The 18,512-nt window shown below is 38.1% G+C and carries 19 protein-coding genes; 18 read left to right on the forward strand and 1 reads right to left on the reverse strand.

Annotation, left to right across the window (positions count from 1 at the left end; translation table 11 throughout):
* Positions 1 to 399, forward strand: a complete 399-nt coding sequence (arsC, locus tag HMPREF3177_RS06080; RefSeq protein WP_040929157.1) for an arsenate reductase (thioredoxin) — start codon at positions 1 to 3, stop codon at positions 397 to 399.
* A gap of 31 nt (positions 400 to 430) precedes the next feature.
* Here arsC and HMPREF3177_RS06085 read toward each other — a convergent pair whose 3' ends face one another.
* Positions 431 to 1,678: a Glu/Leu/Phe/Val family dehydrogenase gene (locus HMPREF3177_RS06085; protein ID WP_246827400.1), complete on the reverse strand. Its 1,248-nt coding sequence runs from the start codon at positions 1,676 to 1,678 to the stop codon at positions 431 to 433.
* A gap of 220 nt (positions 1,679 to 1,898) precedes the next feature.
* Here HMPREF3177_RS06085 and ylqF point away from each other — a divergent pair, with 220 nt between their 5' ends.
* The 17 genes from ylqF (at position 1,899) to HMPREF3177_RS06170 (ending at position 18,505) form a co-directional block, all read left to right on the forward strand.
* Positions 1,899 to 2,753, forward strand: a complete 855-nt coding sequence (ylqF, locus tag HMPREF3177_RS06090; protein ID WP_070457722.1) for a ribosome biogenesis GTPase YlqF — start codon at positions 1,899 to 1,901, stop codon at positions 2,751 to 2,753.
* A complete protein-coding gene (locus HMPREF3177_RS06095; RefSeq protein WP_305778311.1) occupies positions 2,743 to 3,495 on the forward strand; it encodes a ribonuclease HII in 753 nt (250 codons plus the stop codon). The genes ylqF and HMPREF3177_RS06095 overlap by 11 nt, the downstream gene beginning before the upstream one ends.
* A complete protein-coding gene (locus tag HMPREF3177_RS06100; protein WP_070457726.1) occupies positions 3,492 to 4,667 on the forward strand; it encodes a DUF418 domain-containing protein in 1,176 nt (391 codons plus the stop codon). The genes HMPREF3177_RS06095 and HMPREF3177_RS06100 overlap by 4 nt, the downstream gene beginning before the upstream one ends.
* Before the next feature lie 98 nt (positions 4,668 to 4,765).
* Positions 4,766 to 5,935 (forward strand): ADP-forming succinate--CoA ligase subunit beta, encoded by a 1,170-nt coding sequence (gene sucC, locus HMPREF3177_RS06105; RefSeq protein WP_068130519.1) that lies wholly within the window; start codon positions 4,766 to 4,768, stop codon positions 5,933 to 5,935.
* Positions 5,936 to 5,953: 18 nt separating this feature from the next.
* Positions 5,954 to 6,859 (forward strand): succinate--CoA ligase subunit alpha, encoded by a 906-nt coding sequence (sucD, locus tag HMPREF3177_RS06110; protein WP_070457728.1) that lies wholly within the window; start codon positions 5,954 to 5,956, stop codon positions 6,857 to 6,859.
* Positions 6,860 to 6,949: 90 nt separating this feature from the next.
* A complete protein-coding gene (gene dprA, locus HMPREF3177_RS06115; RefSeq protein WP_083286895.1) occupies positions 6,950 to 7,744 on the forward strand; it encodes a DNA-processing protein DprA in 795 nt (264 codons plus the stop codon).
* Between the two features lie 84 nt (positions 7,745 to 7,828).
* The gene (topA, locus tag HMPREF3177_RS06120) at positions 7,829 to 9,895 is read left to right on the forward strand and encodes a type I DNA topoisomerase (protein ID WP_070457730.1); all 2,067 of its coding nucleotides are present in this window, start codon (positions 7,829 to 7,831) and stop codon (positions 9,893 to 9,895) included.
* A 152-nt stretch (positions 9,896 to 10,047) separates the two neighbouring features.
* Positions 10,048 to 10,929: a site-specific tyrosine recombinase/integron integrase gene (gene xerA / locus HMPREF3177_RS06125; RefSeq protein ID WP_070457732.1), complete on the forward strand. Its 882-nt coding sequence runs from the start codon at positions 10,048 to 10,050 to the stop codon at positions 10,927 to 10,929.
* A 5-nt stretch (positions 10,930 to 10,934) separates the two neighbouring features.
* The gene (gene hslV / locus HMPREF3177_RS06130) at positions 10,935 to 11,480 is read left to right on the forward strand and encodes an ATP-dependent protease subunit HslV (RefSeq protein ID WP_040929147.1); all 546 of its coding nucleotides are present in this window, start codon (positions 10,935 to 10,937) and stop codon (positions 11,478 to 11,480) included.
* An 8-nt stretch (positions 11,481 to 11,488) separates the two neighbouring features.
* Complete coding sequence (gene hslU / locus HMPREF3177_RS06135) at positions 11,489 to 12,853, forward strand: ATP-dependent protease ATPase subunit HslU (RefSeq protein ID WP_070457734.1); 1,365 nt, start codon at positions 11,489 to 11,491, stop codon at positions 12,851 to 12,853.
* A gap of 18 nt (positions 12,854 to 12,871) precedes the next feature.
* The gene (gene codY, locus HMPREF3177_RS06140; RefSeq protein ID WP_070457737.1) at positions 12,872 to 13,642 is read left to right on the forward strand and encodes a GTP-sensing pleiotropic transcriptional regulator CodY; all 771 of its coding nucleotides are present in this window, start codon (positions 12,872 to 12,874) and stop codon (positions 13,640 to 13,642) included.
* Positions 13,643 to 13,782: 140 nt separating this feature from the next.
* Positions 13,783 to 14,550, forward strand: a complete 768-nt coding sequence (gene rpsB, locus HMPREF3177_RS06145; RefSeq protein ID WP_040929145.1) for a 30S ribosomal protein S2 — start codon at positions 13,783 to 13,785, stop codon at positions 14,548 to 14,550.
* An 82-nt stretch (positions 14,551 to 14,632) separates the two neighbouring features.
* The gene (gene tsf / locus HMPREF3177_RS06150) at positions 14,633 to 15,514 is read left to right on the forward strand and encodes a translation elongation factor Ts (RefSeq protein ID WP_070457739.1); all 882 of its coding nucleotides are present in this window, start codon (positions 14,633 to 14,635) and stop codon (positions 15,512 to 15,514) included.
* Positions 15,515 to 15,577: 63 nt separating this feature from the next.
* Positions 15,578 to 16,300: a UMP kinase gene (gene pyrH, locus HMPREF3177_RS06155; protein ID WP_102167568.1), complete on the forward strand. Its 723-nt coding sequence runs from the start codon at positions 15,578 to 15,580 to the stop codon at positions 16,298 to 16,300.
* Between the two features lie 13 nt (positions 16,301 to 16,313).
* Entirely contained in the window at positions 16,314 to 16,871 is a 558-nt protein-coding gene (gene frr / locus HMPREF3177_RS06160; RefSeq protein ID WP_068130493.1) for a ribosome recycling factor, read from the forward strand.
* A gap of 109 nt (positions 16,872 to 16,980) precedes the next feature.
* Positions 16,981 to 17,730: an isoprenyl transferase gene (locus HMPREF3177_RS06165; RefSeq protein WP_070457742.1), complete on the forward strand. Its 750-nt coding sequence runs from the start codon at positions 16,981 to 16,983 to the stop codon at positions 17,728 to 17,730.
* Positions 17,720 to 18,505 carry a phosphatidate cytidylyltransferase gene (locus tag HMPREF3177_RS06170; RefSeq protein WP_070457744.1) on the forward strand — a complete coding sequence of 262 codons (786 nt, stop codon included), beginning with the start codon at positions 17,720 to 17,722 and terminating at the stop codon, positions 18,503 to 18,505. The genes HMPREF3177_RS06165 and HMPREF3177_RS06170 overlap by 11 nt, the downstream gene beginning before the upstream one ends.
* Positions 18,506 to 18,512: the final 7 nt, after the last annotated feature.

Here is an 18,512-nt window from a genome sequence, read left to right on the forward strand (position 1 = left end):
ATGGATAAGAAAACAATTTATTTTATATGTACTGGCAACTCTTGCCGTAGCCAAATGGCTGAGGGTTGGGGGAAGAAATTATTAGGTGAAGACTGGAATGTCTATTCTGCTGGTATTGAAACACATGGTGTTAATCCTAAAGCAGTAGAAGCTATGAAAGAAGTAGGTATTGATATATCAGACCATACGTCAGACTTGATTGATAATGATATTTTAAAACAATCAGATTTAGTCGTAACGTTATGTAGTGATGCAGATGAGAATTGTCCTATCTTACCGGTAAACGTTAAAAAAGAACATTGGGGTTTTGATGATCCTGCGGGTAAAGAGTGGTCAGAATTCGAGCGTGTTAGAGATGAAATTAAATTAGCGATAGAACAATTTAAATTGAGACATTAAAAAAGAGGCGAGTATGTTCGCCTCTTTTATATTAAGATAATTTACCTTGTAACTTCATAACGTCTGCTACTTTTTGAATTGAGTTTAAGTAAGCCGCTTCTCTGAATGTTACGTCGTGTTTTTCTTTTGTATCCCAGATTTCGTCAAATGCTTGGATCATTTTCTCTTCTTGACGCTCTAAGACTTCTTTTTCTGTCCAGTAGAATCCTTGTAGGTTTTGTACCCACTCATAGTAAGATACGATTACTCCACCTGAGTTTGTAAGGATGTCTGGTACTACTGTGATGCCTCTTTCTTTGAATACTGCATCTCCTTCAGTAGTGACTGGTCCGTTTGCACCTTCAAGTACGATGTTTGCTTTTACTAATTTCGCAACGCGCTCATCGATTGCGTTTGCAAGTGCTGCTGGTACCATAATGTCTACGTCTAATGACCAGAAGTCTTCTGGGTTTAAGATTTTAACGTCGTCCATTTCTTTGAATTTACCACGGTTTGCTTCTAGCTCTTCGTAAGTAAATCCTTCTTCACGGTAGATAGCAAATAGTCCATCTGGATGCCACTCCATAACTGCTTGTACTGTTGCACCGAGTTGTTCGAAGTATTTTACCGCGTGGCTTCCTACGTTACCGAATCCTTGTACTGCAAGTGTTGCTTCTTCGAAGTGGATATCGAATTTCTTAGCAACTTGACGTCCAATGACTGAAATACCGAATCCTGTTGATTCTGTACGTCCTAGTGATCCACCGTATTCTACTGGTTTACCAGTGAATGTACCGAGTGCTTGTGTACCAGCTAATTGACAGTATTCGTCAACCATCCAGCTGATCATTTGTGCACTACAGCCTACGTCTGGTGCAGGTACGTCGATTTTTTCACCTAAGTATTTGTAAAGACCACGAACGTATCCGCGCGCTAATTGCTCGAGTTCGTTTTCAGATAGTTTTGTTGGGTCAGCAACGATACCACCTTTACCACCACCGTATGGTGTACCTGTTACTGCACATTTAAATGTCATCCAAATAGATAACGCTTTTACGTCATCGTACGTTGTTGCAGGGTGAATACGAATTCCACCTTTTGCTGGTCCGAGTGACGTGTTGTGTGCTGCACGGTAACCTTTGAACGTTCTGATTGTACCGTCATCCATCTTAACTGGAATGCTAACTTCAATCATACGCTCAACGTCTTTTAAAATTTCAAAGACTGCTGGTTCCGTATTCAAAATTCTACATGCTGATTCAACTTGTTGTTGCGCATTGATAAATGAGTTGTTACTCAAAGGAAAGACCACCTTTTTTGATATTAAGTTTATATGTATATAATATCACGTTTATAAAATAATGAAAGATTGTTCTTTTTTTATTTTGAACAAAAATTTAGTGTTCGTATGGCTATTCTTTTTTCATATTTCACATATGCTAATTTCTAGTAGTATATCGTATGTTAAACGGAATTTGCTATAATCGAATAGAATCTAAAACGTATAGGGAAGTGATGAGATGTCTATTAACTGGTTTCCTGGACATATGGCTAAAGCAAGGCGCCAAATTGAAGAGAATTTAGGAAAAGTTGATGTAGTGATAGAAATTTTAGACGCGAGAATTCCAATGTCGAGTCAAAATCCGATGATGAACGAGATCGTTAAAAATAAACCACGTATTGTCATTTTAAATAAGTCGGATCTCGCAGATCAAAGTATGACAAATCAGTGGATGAATTACTTTAAATCGATTGGAACGTATCCGATTGCGCTAGATGCGCGTAGCAATAACGTATTAAAGCGTATTGAACCAGTTGCTATTGAAGCGACTGAAGAGATGTTTCAACGTATGGAAGCTCGCGGTATTAACCGTCGTCCGATTCGTGCGATAATCATTGGTATTCCAAACGTTGGGAAGTCGACGTTAATTAATAGTTTAGCGCGTAAAAAAGCAGCTAGAACTGGAAATACACCTGGATTAACGAAATCTCAGCAGTGGATTAAAGCAGGTAATAATTTAGAACTGCTAGACACTCCTGGGGTATTATGGCCGAAATTTGAAGGAGACGTCGGGTTAAAGTTAAGTTTAACTGGTGCGATTACGGATAGAGTCGTTCATTTAGATGAGGTCGCTATTTTTGGTATGAAGTTTTTAATTGAAAATGACAAAGAAAATTTCGATACGTTTTATAATATTAATAATTATGATGAAACAGATATTGTTTCAGTGTTTGACGCAATTGGTAGAAGTCGTGGAATGTTAATGTCTGGTAACGAAGTTGATTATGAACAAGTGACGAATCGTGTAGTCTATGACATTCGTAACGGTAAGATTGGTAGATATACGTTTGATGAGGTTAATGATGACAATTAAAGAAGTAAAAGAATTTTTACAGACGATTCATTCTATAGAAGATTTAGACAATACTGATTTACAAAGTGATACACGCGTCGGTGTACAAAATGCAATTAAAAGTCGCAGACGTCAACTTGAAAAAAACGAAGAGACAAAATTACGCTATGAACGAATGATGGCGTATGAAAATGAGTTAACAGGTGTAATTGCCGGAGTCGATGAAGCAGGGCGCGGACCACTCGCAGGAGAAGTCGTTGCCGGTGCTGTAATTTTAGGTGACGAGAAGTTATATGGGTTAGATGACTCTAAAAAATTAAGTGAATCTGAAAGAAATCGCTTATATGAGTTAATTTTAGATACGTGCACAGTCGGTATAGGTATCGCGACTGTTGAAGAAATTGACACATTAAATATATATGAAGCGACGAAACTTGCGATGACTCGTGCAGTGAAAAATTTAAATAGATACGTTGATCATTTATTAATTGATGCGATGGAATTAGATGTAGATATTCATCAGCAAAGTATCATTAAAGGAGATGCTAATTCTAATTCAATTGCAGCCGCTTCGATTATCGCTAAAGTATATCGTGACCGTTTAATGAAAGCACATAGTAAAGAGTATCCAGCATACGATTTTGAAAAAAACTCAGGGTACGGAACGAAAAATCATTTAGAAGCGTTAAGACAATACGGAGCAACACCGATTCATAGAAAAAGTTTTTCACCCGTTAAGGAAATTCAGGAGGTTTTTAGATGAACAGAATTAAAGTAGTAGATAGTTTAAGAGGATTTAGTTTACTAGGGATATTACTCGCTAACTTGCTCGTTTTTAACTACGGTATGTTTGGTAATAGTTATCCTGAAGTGTATGACGTGTCTAATATCGGCATCTTTTTAATGAATACGATTCGTGTATTATTTGAAGGTAGTACGATGCCGATATTTGCCTTTTTATTTGGATTTGGGATGTATATGATGGCGTCTAGTTTTAAACGTAAAGATCTCGGTGTAAAACGTGGACTCATTCGTCGCGGACTCGCGTTACTATTATTTGGTACACTGCACGCGATGTATTTATTTGAAGGAGATATTTTGTTCGTTTATGGACTGATGACGATTGTTTTATTTTGGCTACCGAATCGAAGTCTTAAAACGATGATTATTTGTTTTCTTCTATCATCAGCGCTCGTTGTATTAATGCATTTAGACTTTGGTAGTAGTGTAGAAGACATAGATGAAGAGTTTGAGAGTTATACGACAGAGTTAACCGATGACAAAGTCGAATATTTACTCGAAGAAAAAGAAGCGTATCGTACGTTATCGAATGCTGAACGTCAGTCGTTTATATTCGATTCAGAGAACCCGTTTTTAGGCGGAGGAATGGTCGGATATGTATTTACGTATATACTCATTATTTCCTTTTACGTGCCTGTCTTTATATCTGGAATGATTGCAGCGAAACTTAAAATGTTTGAAACAGGTGGCACGTGGAAAAAAGCACTCATTCTACTCGTACCGATCGGTATTATATTAAATATATTTGGGATAAATAACGAAACGCTCGATTTTTATGCGTTCTTTATCGACACAGCGTTAGCTTATGGATATATCGCACTATTTTATTATCTATATAAGGAAAACATATTTATGGATAGTTTAGCAGCCGTCGGTAAATTATCACTAACGAATTATATTTTACAATCAGTGTTTCACTCATTTATATATTACGGTAGTGGACTCGGACGATTTGGAGACGGGAATTTTACGCTGTCGTTTACGTTAGCAGTTTTCTTCTTTATCGTACAAATTATATGTAGTCATTATTATATGAAGAAATTTAAATACGGACCGCTCGAATATATACTTAGAATTTGGACGTATTTCTCATTTAAACCACATTTAAAACGTGGAAAAAACGCACATATTTAAAAATTACACTTTTTAGAAGCGTGTTAAGTTTACAATAGTGCGATGAATTTATATAATAGTTTTGAAAGCTTATTATTATAACGCTTAGGAGGCAGACCATGAATATTCATGAGTATCAAGGAAAACAAATTTTCCGCTCTAAAGGTGTAAAAGTACCGAACGGTGACGTTGCGCGTACGCCTGAAGAAGCGGTAGAAGTAGCAAAAACATTAGACTCTGACGTCTACGTAGTGAAAGCACAAATTCACGCGGGTGGACGTGGGAAAGCTGGAGGCGTAAAGATTGCGAAATCTTTAGATGAAGTTAAAGAATACGCTGAAAGTTTACTCGGATCTACATTAGTTACGGTTCAAAACGGACCAGATGGTACTGTTGTTAACCGTTTATTAATTGAAGAAGGTTGCGACATTAAAGATGAATACTACATCAGCTTTGTTGTAGACCGTGCGACAAACCGTGTCGTGTTAATGGGTTCTGAAGAAGGTGGAACTGAAATCGAAGAGGTTGCAGCTAAAACACCTGAAAAGATCTTCACTGAAGTGATCGACCCAGCAGTTGGTTTATTACCATTCCAAGCAAGAAGACTTGCGTTTAACATCAACATTCCAACTGAGTTAATTAACAAAGCGGCAAAATTATTACTTGGACTCTATGATGTATTTGTAGAAAAAGATGCATCAATCGTCGAAATTAACCCACTTGTAACAACAGGTGACGGTGAAGTTATGGCGTTAGATGCGAAAATCAACTTTGACGATAACGCATTATACCGTCAAAAAGAAGTAATGGAAATGCGTGACTTCGACGAAGAAGATCCAAAAGAAGTTGAAGCGTCTAAATACGACTTATCTTATATTGCACTAGATGGTAACATCGGTTGTATGGTTAACGGTGCTGGACTTGCGATGGCAACGATGGACACAATTAACCACTTCGGTGGAAGCCCAGCGAACTTCTTAGACGTAGGTGGCGGTGCGACTGAAGAGAAAGTTACAAAAGCATTCGAACTCATCTTAAGTGATGAAAACGTAGAAGGAATCTTTGTAAACATCTTCGGTGGAATCATGTTATGTGACGTCATTGCTAAAGGTGTTGTACAAGCAGTTAAAAACGTCGGACTTGAAATTCCATTAGTCGTACGTTTAGAAGGTACAAACGTTAAAGAAGGTAAAGAGATTCTTAAAGACTCTGGTTTAGCAATTACACCAGCAAGCACAATGGCTGAAGGTGCACAAAAAATTATCGCACTCGTTGAAGAAAATAAATAAGATAAGGGGAAATTAATTGTGGCAGTATTTGTAGATAAAGATACAAAAGTAATCGTACAAGGTATTACTGGATCTACTGCATTATTCCATACGAAACAAATGTTAGACTACGGCACAAAAATTGTCGGTGGTGTAACACCAGGTAAAGGTGGACAAGTAGTAGAAGGTGTACCTGTATTCAATACAGTAGAAGAAGCGAAAAAAGAAACTGGCGCGACAGTATCAGTTGTATACGTTCCAGCTCCATTCGCAGCAGATTCAATCATGGAAGCAGCAGATGCAGGTGTAGAACTTGTTATTTGTATTACAGAACATATTCCAGTATTAGACATGGTTAAAGTCGTTGACTACTTAGAAGACAAAGAAACACGTCTTGTTGGACCAAACTGTCCTGGTATCATCACTGCTGATGAAACTAAAATCGGTATTATGCCAGGTTATATCCACAAAAAAGGTCACGTTGGAGTCGTATCACGTTCTGGTACGTTAACGTACGAAGCAGTTCACCAATTAACTGAAGCTGGCATCGGTCAAACGACAGCTGTTGGTATCGGTGGAGACCCAGTAAACGGTACAGACTTCATCGACGTATTAAAAGCATTTAACGAAGACGATGAAACACTTGCAGTTGTAATGATCGGTGAAATCGGTGGTACAGCTGAAGAAGAAGCAGCAGCTTGGGTGAAAGAAAATATGACAAAACCAGTTGTTGGATTCATCGGTGGTCAAACAGCGCCTCCAGGAAAACGTATGGGTCACGCTGGTGCGATCATTTCAGGTGGTCAAGGTACAGCAGAAGGTAAAATTAAAGCGATGAACGACGCAGGTATCGACACAGCAGATACACCGTCAGTAATCGGTGAGACATTAATCGAGCGTATTAAAAAAGAAGGCCTTTACGAGCAATGTCTAACAATTAAATAATAAATTTAAATTGTAACGCAGAGATAATATAATCTCTGCGTTTTTTTTATTTTTATACCAATTTTAAAAACTATCGATTATAATACAGTTATGAAACTTCACATTTTACAATTAAGTTTTGGAAAAGTTACAAGAAAAGAGTTTCAGAAGATCCGAAATGGTGAAGTATTAAAAGAATCTACAATTAAGAAGTTACAGCATGCGAGAGAAATTTCGTTAGAAGACATCCACCGTAAATTGTGTGAGAACGGTGTGACGTTTATAACGGAGAGTTCAAAGTATTATCCAGCATCGTTAAAAGAAATTTATGACCCGCCGTACGTATTATATGTAAAGGGCTCTTTATCGGCTTTAAATAGTCGCAAAATCGGCATCGTTGGTAGTCGTAAAGCTGGAATGTATACGCGTCAAGCGTTACAAAGAATCATTCCAGCGTTAAATGAGTTTACAGTCGTGTCAGGTCTCGCATATGGTGCAGATGATATCGCGCACCATATTGCACTTGAAGAGAATATTCAAACGATCGGTGTACTCGCATTTGGTCACGATATCCATTATCCGAAGTCAACAATAAAAACGAGACATCGTATTGAAAAATATAGTTGTACGATTAGTGAGTATCCACCAGGCACACCGATAAATAAGCATCAATTCGTCGCACGAAATAGAATTATCGCTGGCTTAAGTGAAGGTGTATTAGTCACTGAAGCCGAAGAAAAAAGCGGAAGTTTAATTACGTTAGAGATGGCGATGGAAGAAAATCGACACGTCTTTTGTATACCAGGAAATATTACGTCACCACTCAGTGCAGGTGTAAATGCGCGGTTAAAAGAAGGTGCGATATTCGTTACAAAAGCTGATGATATTTTATATGAATTACAATAAATGAATTTAGAACCGTTGACAAATTTAAAAGTTAGTGTGTAATATTGTTCATTGAATCATAAAACGTGAGGGAGGCAATTAAAAGTGGCAGATAATTTAGTCATTGTAGAGTCCCCAGCAAAAGCGAAGACGATTGGTAAATATCTTGGAAAACGATATAAAGTCGTCGCTTCGATGGGTCACCTTAGAGATTTGCCCCGTAGTCAAATTGGTATTGACGTCGAAAACAACTACCAACCAAAATATATAACGATTAGAGGTAAAGGACCTTTACTTCAAGAACTTAAAAAAGAAGCAAAAAAAGCAAAACGAATCTATTTAGCATCGGACCCAGACCGTGAAGGTGAAGCAATCGCGTGGCATTTAGCACACGCTCTCGGTGACGATAAAGAATATCACCGCGTCGTATTTAATGAAATTACAAAAGATGCAGTAAAAAATAGTTTTAAAGAACCGAGAGAAATGGACCAACAACTCGTCGACGCACAGCAAGCACGTCGTATATTAGACAGACTCGTTGGTTATAACATTTCACCAGTATTATGGAAGAAAGTTAAAAAAGGATTATCTGCAGGACGTGTACAATCAGTTGCATTAAAACTGATTATCGACAGAGAAAATGAAATCCGTAACTTTAAACCAGAAGAATATTGGTCAATTGAAGGTCACTTTAAATATAAGCGCTCGAAATTTACAGGTAAGTTTTATAAGCTAGCGTCTGACGCTAAAAAGACAGAGTTACCAAATGAATCTGTCGTTAAAGACGTTTTAAAGCAAATTAAAGGAGACGACTTTAACGTCGACTCTGTCGAGAAAAAAGAAAAACTGAGATATCCTGCGTATCCATTTACGACTTCTACATTACAACAAGAAGCGGCGCGTAAATTAAATTTCCGTGCACGTAAAACGATGATGCTCGCTCAACAACTGTATGAAGGAATTGACGTAAAAGGACAAGGGACGATTGGTTTAATTACGTATATGAGAACAGACTCTACGCGCGTATCTAACGAAGCGAAGTCTGAAGCATACGGATATATAGAAAACACGTACGGTAAAGAGTTTTTAGGTAAACGTAAAGATAAAAAGTCTGAAGGACAAGATGCGCACGAAGCGGTGCGTCCAACATCTACATTACGTACACCACAAGAAATGAAAGCTTTCTTATCACGTGATCAGTACCGTTTGTACAAACTAATTTGGGACCGTTTCGTCGCTAGTTTAATGGCACCAGCAGTGCTCGATACTGTGCGCGTGGACTTAAACAATAACGGAGTCATCTTTAGAAGTAACGGTTCTACTATTAAATTTAAAGGATTCTTACAAGTATACGAAGAAGGTACAGACGAAAAAGTAGATGCGAAAGAAAATATTATCCCTGAAATTTCTGAAGGTGAAACGGTTACTGCTGAAAAGATCGATTCAAATCAGCACTTTACTCAACCACCACCACGTTACACTGAAGCACGTCTTGTAAAAACGTTAGAAGAGTCAGGTATCGGCCGACCATCTACGTACGCACCGACGATTGAGACGATTCAAAAACGTAACTACGTACGTCTCGACCAGCGTCGTTTTGTTCCAACTGAACTTGGAGAAATCGTTTCTGAACAAGTATCCGATTACTTCCCAGATATTATCGATGTTGATTTTACGAAAGATATGGAAAAACAACTCGACGAAATTGCAGACGGCAACAAAGAGTGGGTAAAAGTGATCGATGACTTTTATAAAGGGTTTAGACCACAAGTTGAAAAAGCTGAATCAGAAATGGAAGAAATCGAAATTAAAGACGAACCCGCAGGCATAGACTGTGAAAAATGTGGCTCGCCAATGGTTTACAAAATGGGACGTTACGGTAAATTTATGGCATGTTCAAACTTCCCAGATTGCCGTAACACAAAACCAATCGTTAAGAAGATCGGTGTAAAATGTCCGACTTGTAAAGAAGGCGAAATCGTTGAACGTAAGTCTAAAAAAGGTCGTATTTTCTACGGATGTGAACGATATCCAGACTGTGACTTCGTATCATGGGATAAGCCAGTCGGTAGAGATTGTCCGAAATGTGACCAGTACTTAGTCGAGCAACGTAAAGGTAAAACGGTCAAGGTAAAATGTTCGAACTGTGATTATGAAGAAGATGCAAACTAAAAATAATCTAGGCTACTAATCTAGCCTAGATTTTTTATGGTGTTTCATAAGAAAAAAGATATTTCAGAAAAATAGTAATTGTGTGCAATTGTCTGTCAAATATATTAAACTATTCAATGGGAATTTTTTTATAACAGTGAGGAGGACTGTGGATGGACTATGTACTCGACTTTTTAGACGTATTAAAGTATCAAAAGCAGTATTCTCCAAAAACGATTGAAAGTTATCAACTCGATTTACGCGAGTTTGAATCATTTTTATACGCGGAACATCTAACGGTAACGACGTTTGAGTCGAGAGATGCACGTAATTATTTAACGTTTATATACGATAAAGACTATAAAAAGACGACGATTAGCCGTAAAATTTCTGCGATTCGTAGTTTTTATAATTATTTAAACGAACGATATATCGTAGAAAACAATCCGGTGAGTCAAGTGTCTTTTCCAAAGCGAGACTCTATGTTACCGGATTTCTTGTATGAAAACCAAATCGATGCTTTGTTTCAGTCACTCGATAAAAACAAAAAGATGTACACGAGAGATCGTGCGTTACTCGAGTTATTATACGGCACAGGAATACGTAGTGCAGAACTATTAAACATCGAAGTTTCTGATATCGACTTTGATCACCGGTTGTTAAAAGTACTCGGTAAAGGGAACAAAGAACGTATCGTACCGTTTAATGAATCCGTAAAAGAAGCGTTACTTGAATATATCGAGACGTTTTCTAAACATATGGAAGAGACAGGTGCTTTTTGGTTAAATTATAATTTGACGAAATTAACTGACCGTGGATTACGCTATATCATCAATAAAGTGATGAAAGAAAGTGCAATAAAAGCATCGCTTCATCCGCATACGTTACGACATACGTTCGCAACGCATATGTTAAATAACGGTGCAGACATACGTGCAGTACAAGAACTACTTGGTCATGAGTCGTTATCGACGACTCAAAGGTATACGCACGTTTCTAAAGAGCAGTTGAGACAAGCGTATTTAAGCGCACATCCACAAAATAATAAGAGGTGACGAAAGTGGCAATTAAAGGAACGACGATATTTGCAGTCAAGCATAAAGGTAAAATGGCGATGGCTGGTGACGGACAAGTTACTTTAGGTAACCAAGTCGTCATGAAACATACCGCGAGAAAAGTGAGACGTTTATATGAAGGAAAAGTTGTCGCTGGATTTGCAGGCAGTGTCGCTGATGCATTTACTTTATATGAAAAATTTGAAGCAAGACTATATGAGTATAACGGTCAACTTGAACGTGCAGCCGTAGAACTTGCGAAAGAGTGGCGTACAGATAAAATGCTCCGCCAACTTGAAGCGATGTTAATCGTTATGAATAAAGATACGATGTTAATCGTTTCAGGTACAGGTGAAGTCATCGAGCCAGACGATGGTATTTTATCGATTGGGTCTGGTGGGAACTTCGCACTCGCTGCAGGACGCGCGATGAAATTACACGGAGACGATTTAGATGCTGAGACGATTGCGCGTGACGCGTTAAAAATCGCTGCAGATATTTGTGTCTTTACAAATGATAATATTATCGTTGAAACGATAGATGCTGAATAGGAGGATATATATTGGCTAGTTTATCTCCAAGAGAAATTGTGTCAAAACTCGACGAAAACATCGTCGGACAATATGAAGCAAAGCGTAAAGTTGCGATAGCGATGAGAAATAGATATCGCCGTATGAAATTAAGTGATGAACTTAAACATGAAGTCATCCCGAAAAATATATTAATGATTGGACCAACAGGTGTCGGTAAAACAGAAGTCGCAAGACGCATGGCTAAAATTACCGGTGCACCGTTTACGAAAGTTGAAGCGACAAAGTATACAGAAGTCGGTTATGTCGGTCGTGACGTCGAGTCGATGGTGAGAGACTTAGTCGAGACGAGCGTAAAAATGGTGAAAGAAGAATTATTTAAAGGCGTTCGTGAAGAGGCGACGAAATTAGCGAACGAACGTTTAATAAAACTACTCGCACCAGGACGTTTTAAAGAACCGACGTTTAACAATCCGTTTGAAATGCTTTCAAATATGGGTAAAACAGAAGAACCAGTAGAAGAAGTTGATGACACTGTACGTGAAAAACGTCGTAACATCCGCCAGGATTTAGAAGACGGACGTTTAGAAGAGCGTGTCGTTGAAATCGAAGTCGAAGAGAAACAAATGTCGATGATGATGCCAGGTATGGACAATGGTATGGGCGATATGTTACAAAATATGATGCCGAAGAAAAAACGTAAAAAACGTCTGCCAGTAAAACATGCGCGTGAGCATTTAATTAGAGAAGAGTCTGAAGGGCTGATCGACACGGACCTCGTCTATGACCGAGCGATTGAACTCGCTGAAACGTTAGGGATTATCTTTATCGATGAGATGGATAAAATTGCGATGGGGTCAAATAGTCAAGCTGGAGTATCTCGTGAAGGGGTACAACGTGACATTTTACCAATCGTTGAAGGAAGTGTTGTTGAAACGAAATACGGACCGGTGAATACGGAACATATTTTATTTATCGGTGCTGGAGCGTTCCACGTTGCAAAACCGAGTGATTTAATTCCAGAGTTACAAGGGCGTTTCCCGATTCGTGTAGAACTCGATAAGTTAAAAGCAGAAGACTTTAAACGTATTTTAACTGAACCAAAACATTCATTATTAAAGCAATATGAAGCACTGCTTGAAACTGAAGGTGTGACGGTCAGTTATACCGATGAAGCAATTGAAGCACTCGCAAATATTGCGTACGACGTAAACTCTACGACGGATGATATCGGTGCAAGACGACTTCATACGATTATGGAAACTCTGCTTGAAGAGTTACTGTTTGAAGCGGATAATATGCACGGTGCACACGTTGAAATTACGGAGAAGTACGTAAATGATAAGCTAGACACAATTAAGAGTAGTAAAAACTTAAGTCAATTTATTTTATAAAACGGAGGGCTATTCTATATGCCAACATTATTAGAAAGAGCGAGAGAAATTAATAAGCTCATTCAAGAAAACGTAAAATACGAAGCGTTAGCAGAAAAACTTAGTAGAATATTAGACTGTAACACGTTCATCGTCGCGAGTGATGCGAAGTTACTCGGTTACGGTACGTATCACGAAAGTTTCGATGAAAACAGTCGTATGCACGAATTTTTAGAAAAACGTGAGTTCCCTGAGTATTATATGAACCGTATTATGCGACTACGTGAAACAGAAGAGAATATCGACTTTAGTAATAAGTTAACGATTTTCCCAGAAGAAGTTGCTGAATATAGTAACTCAGAGACGTGCGTCATTCCAATTTTCGGTGGTGGAGATCGCCTTGGAACACTCGTCGTCGGTAAAAAAGAAGAAAAATTTACCGAAGAAGATCTCGTCTTATGTGAGTACGCAAGTACTGTTGTAGGTATGGAAATGATGAACGAGCGTCAAAAAGAAGTTGAAAAAGAAGCGCGTGACAAAGCGAGCATCGCGATGGCAATCCGTTCATTATCATACTCTGAACGTGAAGCAATCGAACACATTTTTGAAGAGCTCGATGCGTTAGAAGGTTTACTCGTCGCGTCAAAAGTTGCGGATAGAGTCGGGATTACACGTTCAGTTATCGTAAACGCGTTAAGAAAGTTAGAAAGTGCAGGCGTTATTGAATCTCGTTCACTCGGTATGAAAGGGACGTTTATTCGCATTAAAAAGCCAGGATTCTTAAAAGAACTAGAAAAAGATATGTTTTAGTTGAAGCCCTGACTAAACTGTGCTATTATAATAAACGGCTATAAAGCCAATTACACACGTTTTAGCAAGGAGTTAACTGGTGCCGTAACGGTTGTTAGCTAGCGCTAAAGCGGAGGTAAAAACCAAGGAGGAAAATATTCATGGCAGTAATTAGTATGAAACAATTACTTGAAGCTGGTGTACATTTTGGACACCAAACACGCCGTTGGAACCCGAAGATGAAAAAATACATCTTCACGGAGCGTAACGGTATCTACATTATCGATTTACAACAAACAGTTAAGATGGTTGACGATGCGTACAACTTCATTAAAGAAGTTTCACGTGACGGTGGTAAAGTATTATTCGTCGGTACGAAAAAGCAAGCTCAAGATGCGATTAAAGAAGAAGCAGAGCGTGCAGGTCAACTTTACGTAAACCACAGATGGTTAGGTGGTATCTTAACAAACTTCGATACAATCAAAGGACGTATCGACAGAATTTCTGAAATCGAAAAAATGGAAGAAGACGGATTATTCGAAGTACTTCCTAAAAAAGAAGTTGCAGAAATCAATAAAGAATACGATCGTTTAATCAAATTCTTAGGTGGAATTCGTGAAATGACAGATATGCCTAAAGCATTATTCGTCGTAGATCCACGTAAAGAATCTATCGCGATCAACGAAGCTAAAATCTTAGGTATCCCAGTCGTTGCAATGGTTGACACTAACTGTGACCCAGACGAAGTGGACTACGTTATCCCTTCTAACGACGATGCGATTCGTGCGGTACGCTTAATGACATCTAAAATGGCTGACGCTGTATTAGAAGGTCAACAAGGTGTATCTAACGAAGATGTTGCAGCTGAGCAAAACATCGACTTAACAGAAGAAGAGTCAGCTGAAGAAGCATCAGAAACTGAAGAATAATAAACAATTTGGTGATAAGTACTTGTTATTTATCACCTTTTTTAAAACATAAATTGATTTTAAAGAATATGGAGGAACAATAATGGCTAAAATTACAGCTCAATTAGTTAAAGAATTACGTGAAAAAACTGGCGCAGGTATGATGGATTGTAAAAAAGCGTTACAAGAAACTGATGGTAACATCGAAGAAGCAATCCAATACCTACGTGAAAAAGGTATTGCATCTGCTGGTAAAAAAGCAGACCGTATCGCTACTGAAGGTTTAATTGAAATCGCAGTAGACGGTAACGATGCAGCAATCGTTGAAATTAACGCTGAAACTGACTTCGTTGCACGTAACGAACAGTTCCAAAACTTAGTTAAGAAAATTGCTGAGCATATCGTTAAAACAAAACCAGCTAATCTTGAAGAGTTAAACACTTCTGAATTAGATGGTCAATCAGTTGAGGAAGTTATGAAATCAGCAATTGCTACAATTGGTGAAAACATGAACATCCGTCGTTTTGAAGTTTTAACTAAGCCAGAAAATGGTGCATTCGGTGAGTACATCCACATGGGTGGTACGATCGGTGTGTTATCTGTAATTGAAGGTTCAACAGACGAAGCAATCGCTAAAGATGTTTCAATGCACGCTGCTGCATTAAATCCTCAATATGCAAAACAAGACGAAGTACCACAAGAAGAGTTAGATAAAGAGCGTGAAGTATTACGTAACCAAGCGCTTGAAGAAGGTAAACCAGAAAACATCGTTGATAAAATGGTTGAAGGAAGAATGCGTAAATTCTTAGAAGAAATCGTCATCGGTTCACAACCATTCGTTAAAGATAGTGACAAAACTGTCGATCAATTCTTAAAAGAAAACAACGCTGAACTCGTTACTTTCGTTCGTTTTGGACTAGGTGAAGGTTTAGAAAAACGTAATGAAGACTTTGCTGCAGAAGTTAAAGGCCAAATGGGTCAGTAATTAAAAAGACACTTCGGTGTCTTTTTTCTATATCAATATATATAACAGTTAAAAGGAATGAAAATCATGAGTTCTTCTAAATATGAACGCATCGTATTAAAACTTTCTGGTGAGGCACTTGCTGGTGGAGAAGGTGTCGGAATTAAACCGGATATCATTAAAAATATCGCAAAGCAAATTAAAGAAGCGAGAGAACTAGATGTAGAAATCGCTGTAATCGTCGGCGGTGGAAACATTTGGCGTGGTAAAACTGGAAGTGACTTAGGTATGGAACGTGGGAACGCAGACTATATCGGTATGCTCGCTACAGTAATGAACTCACTCGCGTTACAAGACAGTTTAGAACAATTAGGTGTTGATACACGCGTATTAACATCGATTGAAATGAAACAAATTGCAGAGCCGTATATTCGACGTCGTGCGATTCGTCACTTAGAAAAAGGACGCGTCGTTATATTTGCAGCAGGAATTGGTAACCCGTACTTCTCAACAGATACAACAGCAGCATTACGTGCAGCTGAAATCAATGCTGACGTTATCTTAATGGGTAAAAATAACGTAGACGGCGTATATTCAGCAGATCCAAAGCACGACGACACAGCGACAAAGTTCGAATCGCTTTCTTATATCGACATGTTACAGAAGAACTTACAAGTGATGGACGCAACAGCAACATCGTTTTGTATGGACAACTCTATCCCACTTGTGGTATTTTCAATTACAGAAGAGGGCAATATCAAACGCGCAGTACTCGGCGAAGATATTGGTACAACGATAACAGATTAAAAGGGAGAAAATAATGGCTAACGACGTATTGAAACAAGCAGAAAAGAAAATGAACGACGCAATTGATGCGTTAAATCGTGAACTTGCAGGAATTCGTACAGCAACAGCAAACGCAAGTCTATTAGACCGCGTATACGTAAACTATTACGGTGCAGACACTCCGCTTCAACAACTTGCGAACATTCAAGTTCCAGAAGCGAGAATGTTAACAGTGACACCGTACGACAAAAGCTCAGTAGACGACGTATTAAAAGCGATTCAATTAGCAGACTTAGGTGTAAACCCAACGTCAGATGGTACGATGATTCGTATTACAATTCCGCAACTAACAGAAGACAGACGTAAAGAATTAACAAAAGACGTTAAAAGCGTTGGTGAAAACTCTAAAGTCGTTATTCGTAACATCCGCCGTGATGCAAACGATACACTAAAGAAACAAGAGAAAGACTCTGAAATTAGTGAAGACGAATTACGTTCATTAGAAGAAGATGTTCAAGATTTAACAAATAAATTTGTGAACATCATCGACGAACGTGTAAAAGAAAAAGAAGCAGACATTATGGAAGTTTAAAAGTTTACAGGTAAGCATTCGCTTACCTGTATTTTTTAATGTTTCTTATGTTAAAATAGATTAATATGTACAGTCTGTACGTTTTTTAATTTTAACTCGGAGGCTACTTATGTTTAATGAGAAAAACTCGACCGATATAAATGGTCCAAACCATGTAGCGATTATCATGGATGGAAACGGCAGATACGCTAAAAGCCTTGGATTACCTCGAGTAAAAGGGCACGAACAAGGTATGGAGGCTGTTCGTCGAATAGTCGTAGCTGCGAATCAATTAAATATAAAGTATTTAACGCTATATGCATTTTCTACAGAGAACTGGTCACGCCCACAAAGTGAAGTATCATTTTTGATGAAGCTTCCTGGAATTTTTATGAACAAATTCTTACCAGAATTGATGAGAGAAAATGTAAAAGTAGAGACGATCGGTGAATTTGATGAATTACCTTTACATACTAAAAAAGCCGTCTCTTATGCCGTCAATAAAACAAAAAACAATACGGGTTTAACGTTAATTTTTGCGCTGAATTACGGTGGTAGAAATGAAATTGTACGCGCTGTAAAAAATATCGCAAAAGACGTAGAAAGAGGGACTATAGAGTCATCAAATATTACTGACGAAACGTTTAGCACGTATTTATATACAAAAGACTATCCGGATCCGGAATTACTCATTCGTACGAGTGGGGAATATCGAATAAGTAACTTTTTATTATGGCAAATTTCGTATAGTGAATTATATTTTACAGATACGTATTGGCCGGAATTATCTGTTGAAGAGTTCAATTCGATTATAGAAAGTTATTGTAAAAGAGACCGAAGATTTGGTGGGTTAAAGGAGGAACGTCACGATGAAAACTAGAGTTATTACAGCAGTTGTCGCGTTACTCATATTTTTACCTCTTGTAATCTACGGCGGTATTCCATTTTTAGCGATCGTTTACTTAATGTCTTTTGTCGCTTTATACGAAATCTTAAAAATGAATCGAATTCATATTTTCAGTGTGCCGGGTATTATGTCAATTCTCGCGTTGTTTTTAATCCTCGGACCAAATTCGACATTTTTACCAACAGTTGAAGCGTACCGTTTAAATTTACTCATCGGTATTGCGCTCGTTATGTTGTCGTTTACTGTTATATCTAATAACCGATTCTCGTTTGTCGACATGGGATTTTGTGTCATGAGTGTCGCTTATATCGGTATTGGATTTATGTATGCATATGAAACGAGAAATGCTGGTTTGATTTATTTAATGTACGGACTTTTAATCGTATGGACGACAGATACAGGTGCGTATTTATTTGGACGCGCCATTGGTAAGCGAAAATTATGGCCGCGTATCTCACCAAATAAAACGATAGAAGGTGCGCTCGGTGGGCTATTTAGTGCTGCAGTTCTTGCAGTAATATTTTCACTGACGGGTCTTTTAGATAACAATATGTTTTCACTCATCGTTTTAACGGTGATTTTAAGTGCATTTGGTCAAATGGGAGATCTCGTTGAATCTGCATTAAAGAGACATTTTGACGTCAAAGATTCAGGGACAATTTTACCTGGCCACGGTGGTATTCTAGACAGATTCGATAGTTTTATATTCGTTCTACCGTTAATGAATATACTACCGATAATTATTTAGAAGGTGA

It is taken from the genome of Nosocomiicoccus sp. HMSC09A07 (assembly GCF_001808485.1).
GTDB classification, from domain to species: Bacteria; Bacillota; Bacilli; order Staphylococcales; family Salinicoccaceae; genus Nosocomiicoccus; species Nosocomiicoccus ampullae_A.